The following is an 8,139-nucleotide window of genomic DNA, read 5'->3' on the forward strand; positions in this document are numbered from 1 at the left end:
TTTGGGCTTGGTGTTCTTTTGCGGCTCGGGGTGGTTGTTTGGGCCGGTTGGGTGCCGGGTGGGGGGGGGCCGTTGGGGCATCCGCTTCAGGGGGTTTGGGGCCCCGGCGCCGGGGGGGGGGGGGGGCCCGCGCGGCGCCCCCCCCCCCGCCCCGGGGGGGGCCCCCCCGCGCCGAGAGCTCGTCGCGCACCTCGGCGGCGACGTCGTCGTACTCGGCGAGCGAGTCCATGCGGTCGGAGTGCCCTCGCCAGTGCATCGCCACGTAGCGGGCCCCGGTCTCGGCGGCCACGCGCGCCATGCCCTCGTCGGCGAGGCCGGCGGACACGTCGTTGATGATCTCGGCGCCGGCCTCGACCGCAGCGAGGGCGGTCGCGGCGCGCATCGTGTCGACGCTCACCCGGATGCCTCGTTCCGTGAGCCCGCGGATGACGGGCACCACGCGGCGGAGCTCCTCATCGGGCTCGACCCGTGACGCGCCGGGCCTCGTCGACTCGCCGCCGACGTCGACGAGGTCGGCGCCCTGCGCCACGAGCTCGATGCCGTGGGCGATCGCCGATTCGGCGTCGAACCATCGCCCCCCGTCGCTGAACGAGTCGGGCGTGACGTTGACGACGCCCATCACCTGCACGGCCGCCGCCGGTCGAGTGGCCCGGAGGCCGGGTCGCTGCTCACCCATCGTGCGCCCCGATGAGTGCGATGATCTCGGCCCGCGCCGCCGGCTCGGCGAGTGCGCCGCGGCTCGCGATCGTGACGGTCGAGCTGCGCTCCTGGCGCGACCCTCGAGTCGTCACGCAGCGGTGCTGCGCGTCGAGCACGACGAGCACGCCCTTCGGGTCGAGGCCGGCGACGAGGGTGTCGGCGATCTCCTCGGTCAGGCGCTCCTGCAGCTGCGGCCGGCGGGCGAGCGTGTCGACGACGGCGGGGATGCGGCCGAGGCCGACGACCCGTTCGCCGGGCAGGTAGGCCACGTGGGCGGTGCCGACGAACGGCAGGAGGTGGTGTTCGCACACCGAGCGGAACGCCAGGTCGCGGAGCACGACGGCGTCGCTCGTCGCGGGCACGCCGGCCTCGGTGGCACCGAGCGGCACGCTGTCGGCGAGGTGCGTCAGCGGGTCGACGTCGAGGCCGCCGAAGAAGTCGGCGTACGCCTCGGCGACGCGCTGCGGGGTGCGCTCGAGCCCGGGACGCGCCGGATCCTCCCCGATCGCGAGGAGGATCTCGAGCACGGCCCGCTCGATGCGTTCGTTGTCGACTCCGGCCATCGGCCGCCCTTCGGTCTCGGCCTACGCGGTGGCGGGCCGGGGGTTCGAGCGCGGCGCGCGCGCGGCGGCCGGCTCCTCGCTCGGGGCCCCGCCCGAGTCGACGCCGCCGTCGACGGCACCCGAGTCGATCGGCAGCTTCTCGGTCGGGAAGCTGATCGGCGGGAGGTCGCTCACCGGGCGGTTGTCGCTCGAGAGCCAGAGCGGGCGCTCGGGCAGCTTCTTGACGTCCTTGAAGATCTCGGCGATCTGGTTGTGGTCGAGCGTCTCGTGCTCGAGCAGCTCGGCGGCCAGCTTGTCGAGGATGTCGCGGTTGTCGTTGAGCACCTGCCACGCCTCGTCGTGCGCCTGCTCGATGAGGGTGCGCACCTCGGCGTCGACCTTCTCGGCGATGCCCTCGGAGTAGTCGCGCTGGTGCCCCATGTCGCGGCCGAGGAACATCTCGCCCGACGACTGGCCGAGCTTCACGGCGCCGACGTTGGCCGACATGCCGTACTCGGTGACCATCTTGCGTGCGGTCGCGGTCGCCTTCTCGATGTCGTTCGAGGCGCCGGTCGAGGGGTCGTGGAAGACGATCTCCTCCGCGACGCGACCGCCCATGGCGTACGTCAGCTGGTCGAGCAGCTCGTTGCGGGTCACCGAGTACTTGTCTTCGAGCGGCATGACCATCGTGTAGCCGAGGGCCCGGCCGCGCGGCAGGATCGTGATCTTCGTGACCGGGTCGGTGTAGTTCATCGCCGCCGCGGCGAGGGCGTGGCCGCCCTCGTGGTACGCGGTGATGAGCTTCTCCTTGTCTTTCATGACCCGGGTGCGACGCTGCGGGCCGGCGATGACGCGGTCGACCGCCTCGTCGAGGGCCCGGTTGTCGATGAGCTGCGCGTTGGAGCGAGCGGTGAGCAGGGCGGCCTCGTTGAGCACGTTCGCGAGGTCGGCGCCGGTGAAGCCCGGGGTCTTGCGCGCGAGCACCTCGAGGTCGACGCCCTTCGCGAGCGGCTTGCCCATCGAGTGCACCTCGAGGATGCGCTGGCGGCCCTTCATGTCGGGCGCGTCGACCCCGATCTGGCGGTCGAAGCGGCCGGGGCGCAGCAGCGCCGGGTCGAGGATGTCGGGGCGGTTCGTCGCCGCGATCATGATGACGTTCGTCTTGGGGTCGAAGCCGTCCATCTCGACGAGCAGCTGGTTGAGCGTCTGCTCGCGCTCGTCGTGCCCGCCGCCCATGCCGGCGCCTCGGTGGCGGCCGACCGCGTCGATCTCGTCGACGAAGATGATGGCGGGGGCATTCTGCTTCGCCTGGTCGAACAGGTCGCGCACGCGGCTCGCGCCGACGCCGACGAACATCTCGACGAAGTCGGAACCCGAGATCGAGTAGAACGGCACGCCCGCCTCGCCCGCGACGGCGCGCGCGAGCAGCGTCTTGCCGGTGCCGGGAGGGCCGTAGAGCAGCACGCCCTTCGGGATGCGCGCCCCGACGGCCTGGAACTTCGCCGGCTCCTTCAGGAAGTCCTTGATCTCCTGCAGCTCCTCGATGGCCTCGTCGGCGCCCGCGACGTCGGCGAACGTGACCTTCGGGCTCTCCTTCGAGACGAGCTTCGCCTTCGACTTGCCGAACTGCATGACGCGGTTGCCGCCGCCCTGCATGCCCGACAGCATGATCCAGAAGAAGACGCCGATCAGGAGGAGCGGCAGCAGGATGCCGAGCATCGACATGAACCAGTTCGGCTGCGGCACCTCGTCGTTGTAGCCGTCCTTCGGGTTCGCATCGTCGACCGCATTGACGATGTCGGTGCCGCGCGGCGTCACGTAGTAGAACTGCACCTGCTTGCCGAGCTTCTCGTCTTCTTTGGCGAGGGTGAGGTCGACCCGGTTCTCGCCGTCGACGATCTTCACGGCGGCGACCTTGCCGTCGCTCAGCAGCTCGAGGCCCTTCTGCGTGGACACCTCTTTGAACCCGGACGCCGTGATCAGGCTCGAACCGATCCACACGGCGACGATCGCGAGCAGGATGTAGATGATCGGCCCGCGGAAGACCTTCTTCATGTTCATGATCTTGCAAGGCTACCTCGGCCCCACTGGGCGGCGGCTGCCTGTTCGCTGAAAGCGCGCAGCGCTCAGCCTGCGGCGGTCGCGCGCCGGCTCCGGCGCAGGCCCAGCAGGTACGGCATGCCGAGACCGGCGGCCGCGAAGGTGCGCCCGAGGCGCCCTCGGACGGATGGCCCCGGCAGCGGCGGGAGCTCGCCGTCGAGGTCGCCGACGTCGACGAAGTACGCGCGCACCGTGCCGATGCCCTCGAGCTCCTGCGAGATCTCGTGCACCGCCGCGGGCAGGGCGCTCCCGCCGCCGCGGTGGAGCTCGTCGGAGAGCAGCACGTACTCCGAGATGGCGACGGGGTTCTTGAGCATGCGATGCACTTGGATGACGTCGATGCCGACGAGCTTGACCCGGTCGCGGATGGTCTGGGTCGCGACATCCCCGACGTGCGCGACGAACTTGAGCTTGAGCTCGGCGGCCTCCTTGCAGCCCGCGCACGGGCAGAGGTTCGCCGCGACGTTCTGGCGCTCGAGGTGGAAGGCCCGGTGCATGGCGACCACGACCTGCAGGACCCCGGCGACCTCGGATTCGTGGTCGCGGCCGCCTGCGGGGCGCGAGAGGAACGCGGCGTCGCCCTCGATCTCGATGAGGTCGTAGCCGGGTGCGGCGTCGATCATCTTGTCGAGCATGCGCGCGGTGTTCACCTCGGCGTGCGCGAGGCTGAACCGATGCGAGCTCATGTAGTCGGTGTAGCCCCCGATGTCGGCGATCAGCAGTACCGCCCGGCCGGACTCCATGTCGACAGGCTGTCATCGATCCGGGGCGGCATCAACCCCGCGAATCGGGGGTCGCGGGCGGATCGTCGAACGGCTCGCGCGGCTCGAACCGCTCGAGCAGGTCGTCGGCGTCGGCCGCAGCCCGGCGGGCGCTGGGCGTGTAGCCGAGCACGACGGGGAGGAATCGATCCGAGGTGAGCGCGCGAAGCCGGAGCGCGCCGACCGCCACGACGGTGGCGGTGCGTCGGCTGCGCCGGAGGAGCGCGATCTCGCCGAACCCCTCGCCCGGGCCGAGCGACGCCACCACCCGGCCGTCGCCGACGACGTCGGCCGCACCGTCTTCGATCAGGTAGTACCGGTCGCCCGGATCGCCCTGGCGGAAGACCGGGTCGCCGTCGGCGACGGCGACCGGCTCGAGCCCGCGGGCGAGCTGCTCGACGGCCGGCAGGGGCAGCGTGCGGAACATCGGCACGCGGCGCAGCAGCGCGACATCGCCGTCGAGCACGTCGACGGTGCGGTCGAGCCCGCGGAGGCGCCGCCAGGCGGCGAGGGCGAGCAGCGGGCAGACGAGCCCGATCGAGATGAGCGTCGCCTGCACGCCCGTCAGGTCGATGAGCGTCGAGGCGACGACGGCGCCGATGCCGATGAAGACGGCGACGAGGCTCTCGAGCACGCCGAACACGCGGGCGAGCACCTCGTCGGGCGCGAGCCTGCCGATGAGCGTGAAGCCGGCGACGTCGATCAGGGCGTTGCCGACGCCGATGAAGGCGAGCAGGCCGAGCGCCGCCGACTGCTGCGGCACGAGTCCGACGAGCGCCAGCGGCAGCCCCCAGAGCGCGACCCCGACCGCGAACCACGCGCCGAGGCGCCGCGAGCCGACGAGCAGCGAGGCGCCGAGCGAACCGAGCACCGCGCCGACCCCGACGGCCGTCATCAGGGCGCCGACGCCCGGCTCGCCCGTGCCGAGCAGTTCGATCGCGACCACGACCGAGAGCACGGTGAGCGCGCCCCGGGTGAGCGCCTGCGCCGAGGCGAGCCCGAGGATGAGCAGCAGGTCGCGGTTCGAGGTCGCGGCCCGAACGCCCTCGACCACCTCGGCGGCGAGGCTGCGCCGCTTCGGCGCCGCCGGTCGCGGCGGTGCCTCGTAGCGGAGCCCGACGAGCAGGCCGGCCGCCGCGAACGAGGCGGCGGCCGCGACCGCGAAGACGACGTCGACCCCGGTGAACTGCAGGAGAACCGCGGCCACCAGCGGGCCGACGAGCGTCGCCGCCGAGTCGAGCAGCCCGCGCACCATGTTCGCGCTCGCGAGTTCGTACCCGGTGCTGCAGAGCGAGGGAAGGAGGGCCGAGTGCGCGGGCCGGTAGAGCGTGGCGGCGACGGTCGACACGACGGCGAGCGCGTAGACGACCGCCGTCGGGCCCGCGACGGCGACGACGACCGCGGCGGCGGCCGTCGCGGCGCCGCGCACGGTCGAGACGAGGATGAGGACGCGTTCGCGCCGCCCTCGGTCGGCGATCGGCGACAGGAGCGGGGCGAAGATCGCCGACGGCACCATCCGCAGCAGCCCGACGAGTCCGAGGGCTGCCGCGCCGCCGTCGCGGTACGCGACGATGCCGAGGGCGACGGTGAACGCCCATTCGGCGGTCCATGCACCGAGGAAGCTCAGCTGGGCACGCCGGAGATTCGGGTTGCGCGCGTTCGACGCGAAGGCGGCGGCGGCGTCGCGCAGTCGGCTTCGGCGCACTTGCTCGCCCATGGCACGACCCTAGGGCCTGGCCGACCGGCGGTCGAGTGCCGTCAGCTGTAGACGTGCGGGGCGAGGATCGCGACGTCGCGCAGGTTGCGGTAGCGCTCTGCGTAGTCGAGCCCGTAGCCGACGACGAACTGGTTCGGGATGTCGAAGCCGAGGTACCTGACGTCGACCTCGACCTTGGCCGCGTCGGGCTTGCGCAGCAGGGCGCAGATCTCGACCGAGGCCGCGCCGCGCGAGCGCAGGTTCTCGAGCAGCCAGCTGAGCGTGAGCCCCGAGTCGATGATGTCCTCGACGATGAGCACGTGCCGGCCGGTGAGGTCGGTGTCGAGGTCCTTCAGGATGCGCACGACGCCCGACGACTGGGTGCCGGCGCCGTACGACGAGACGGCCATCCAGTCCATGCTGAGGTGCGGCCGCAGCTCGCGCGCCAGGTCGGCCATGACCATGACGGCGCCCTTCAGCACGCCGACGAGCAGCAGGTCCTTGCCGTCGTAGTCGGCCTCGATGCGGCGGGCGAGTTCGGCGAGTTTCGCGTGGATCTCGGCTTCGGTGACGAGGGTCTCGGTGAGGTCGGCCTGAATCTCGCGCGCATCCATGCGTCGATCCTAGCGATCGCGGTTCAGTGATCGTGCGGAATGATCTCGGTCGACCCCGTCGTGGAGAAGACCACATGGCCGCCGGCCCGGGTGGCGAGCGCTCCCCCGGGCAGGTCGATCGGTCCCTGGCCGTGCCAGTCGGTGACGAGCCGCGCGACCTCGAGCGTCTGCGCCCGGCTGAGCGACACCCCGAACTCGCTCGCGACCACGTGCCGGATGATGCGCTGCCGCAGCGCCGCCGGGTTCGCGCCGAGCGCGGCCGCCGAGACGGCGATGCCCGCCTCGGCGGGTTCGCAGATCTCCTCGATGAACTCCTCGATCTGCTCGGCGAACGCCGCCTCGTCCTCGCGCAGCTGCTCGGCCGTGCGCGCGAGGGCCTCGGCGATGCCGGGGCCGAGTTCTCGCTCGAGCACGGGCAGCACCTGCTCGCGCACCCGCACCCGGGCGTACGCGGGGTCGAGGTTGTGCGGATCGTCCCACGGTTCGAGCCCGGCGTCGAGGCAGGCCTGACGCGTCGTCGCCCGGCGGATGCCGAGCAGCGGCCGCGCGTACCGCCCCGTCACGGGCGCCATGCCCGACAGGCTCGCCGCCCCCGACCCGCGGGCGAGGCCGAGCAGCACGGTCTCGGCCTGGTCGTCGAGCGTGTGGCCGAGCAGCACGAGCGCCGCACCCGTCTCGCGGGCGACCTCGTCGAGCGCGGCGTAGCGCGCGTCACGGGCGGATGCCTCGGGGCCGGCGCCCGCTGTGACGTCGACCCGGCGCACGACGACCGGGTCGAGCCCGAGCTCGCGAGCGGCGCGAGCGGCGCGCTCCGCGACATCCCCGGAGCCCGGCTGGAGGCCGTGGTCGACGATCACGGCGCCCGCCCACCGGCCCGCGCGGGGCGCCTCGAACGCGGTGGCCGCGGCGAGCGCGAGCGAGTCGGCGCCCCCGGAGAGCGCGACGAGCACGAGCGACTGCCCGGTCGTGGTCTCGGGGCGCGGCGCCTGCGGCGGCGCGCCTCCACCCAGAGCGGCGCGCACCGCGCGCCGCACGTCGGCGATCGGCGGGGTCAGTCGCGGGCGACGTGGGCCGGAGGCATCCATGTGCTGGTCTGAAGGCATCGGGGTAACCTTATTCCGCCGCGCGCCGAGCGCCCGGCCATGCTGTCGCAACAGCGCAGACTTCCATCGCAAGGAGAGCCATATGGGCGAGTACAACGCCGTCATCGAGATCCCCAAGGGGAGCCGCAACAAGTACGAGGTCGACCACGAGACCGGCCGGGTCTTCCTCGACCGCGTGCTCTACACCGGGTTCGTCTACCCGACCGACTACGGCTTCTTCGAGAACACCCTCGGCGACGACGGCGACCCGCTCGACGTGCTCGTGCTGCTCGAGTACCCGCTCTTCCCGGGCGTCGGCGTCAAGGTGCGCCCGGTCGGCGTCTTCCACATGACCGACGACGGCGGCGGCGACGCGAAGGTCATCGCGGTGCCCGCGGGCGACCCGCGCTGGAACCACATCCAGGACGTCGACTCGATCCCCGAGTTCACGCGCAAGGAGATCGAGCACTTCTTCGAGCACTACAAGGACCTCGAGCCCGGCAAGTGGGTCAAGACCGAGGGCTGGGCGAACGCGGCCGAGGCCGAGGCGCTCATCCAGAAGGCGATCGAGGCGTTCCCCGGTCACTGACACTTCGGGATGCCTCGCGGCATCCGGGCAGCGAAAGGGGGCGAGCCGTACGGCTC

8 protein-coding genes are annotated in these 8,139 nt (G+C 72.2%); 1 reads left to right on the forward strand and 7 read right to left on the reverse strand.

What is annotated here, in order from left to right; translation table 11 throughout:
• The 7 genes from folP to tilS all read right to left on the reverse strand — a co-directional run.
• Positions 1-676, reverse strand: a 676-nt coding sequence (gene folP, locus ACWGPE_RS18235; protein ID WP_452049216.1) for a dihydropteroate synthase, incomplete at its 3' end; no start/stop codon positions are given.
• Positions 669-1,262, reverse strand: coding sequence for a GTP cyclohydrolase I (gene folE / locus ACWGPE_RS18240; RefSeq protein WP_231430004.1), 594 nt, complete (start codon positions 1,260-1,262; stop codon positions 669-671). The genes folP and folE, both read right to left, overlap by 8 nt.
• A gap of 21 nt (positions 1,263-1,283) precedes the next feature.
• Entirely contained in the window at positions 1,284-3,302 is a 2,019-nt protein-coding gene (gene ftsH / locus ACWGPE_RS18245; RefSeq protein WP_231430003.1) for an ATP-dependent zinc metalloprotease FtsH, read from the reverse strand.
• 65 nt (positions 3,303-3,367) lie between these two features.
• Positions 3,368-4,084 (reverse strand): DUF2652 domain-containing protein, encoded by a 717-nt coding sequence (locus ACWGPE_RS18250; RefSeq protein WP_452049217.1) that lies wholly within the window; start codon positions 4,082-4,084, stop codon positions 3,368-3,370.
• A 31-nt stretch (positions 4,085-4,115) separates the two neighbouring features.
• Positions 4,116-5,819 carry an MFS transporter gene (locus ACWGPE_RS18255; protein ID WP_231430001.1) on the reverse strand — a complete coding sequence of 568 codons (1,704 nt, stop codon included), beginning with the start codon at positions 5,817-5,819 and terminating at the stop codon, positions 4,116-4,118.
• Positions 5,820-5,860: 41 nt separating this feature from the next.
• Positions 5,861-6,412: a hypoxanthine phosphoribosyltransferase gene (hpt, locus tag ACWGPE_RS18260; protein ID WP_231430000.1), complete on the reverse strand. Its 552-nt coding sequence runs from the start codon at positions 6,410-6,412 to the stop codon at positions 5,861-5,863.
• Between the two features lie 23 nt (positions 6,413-6,435).
• A complete protein-coding gene (gene tilS / locus ACWGPE_RS18265; RefSeq protein ID WP_452049218.1) occupies positions 6,436-7,515 on the reverse strand; it encodes a tRNA lysidine(34) synthetase TilS in 1,080 nt (359 codons plus the stop codon).
• Between the two features lie 82 nt (positions 7,516-7,597).
• On the opposite strand from tilS, the gene ppa reads away from it, so the two are divergent.
• Positions 7,598-8,083, forward strand: a complete 486-nt coding sequence (gene ppa / locus ACWGPE_RS18270) for an inorganic diphosphatase (protein WP_231429998.1) — start codon at positions 7,598-7,600, stop codon at positions 8,081-8,083.
• Positions 8,084-8,139 lie beyond the last annotated feature (56 nt).

The organism is Agromyces sp. NPDC055658, from assembly GCF_053618155.1.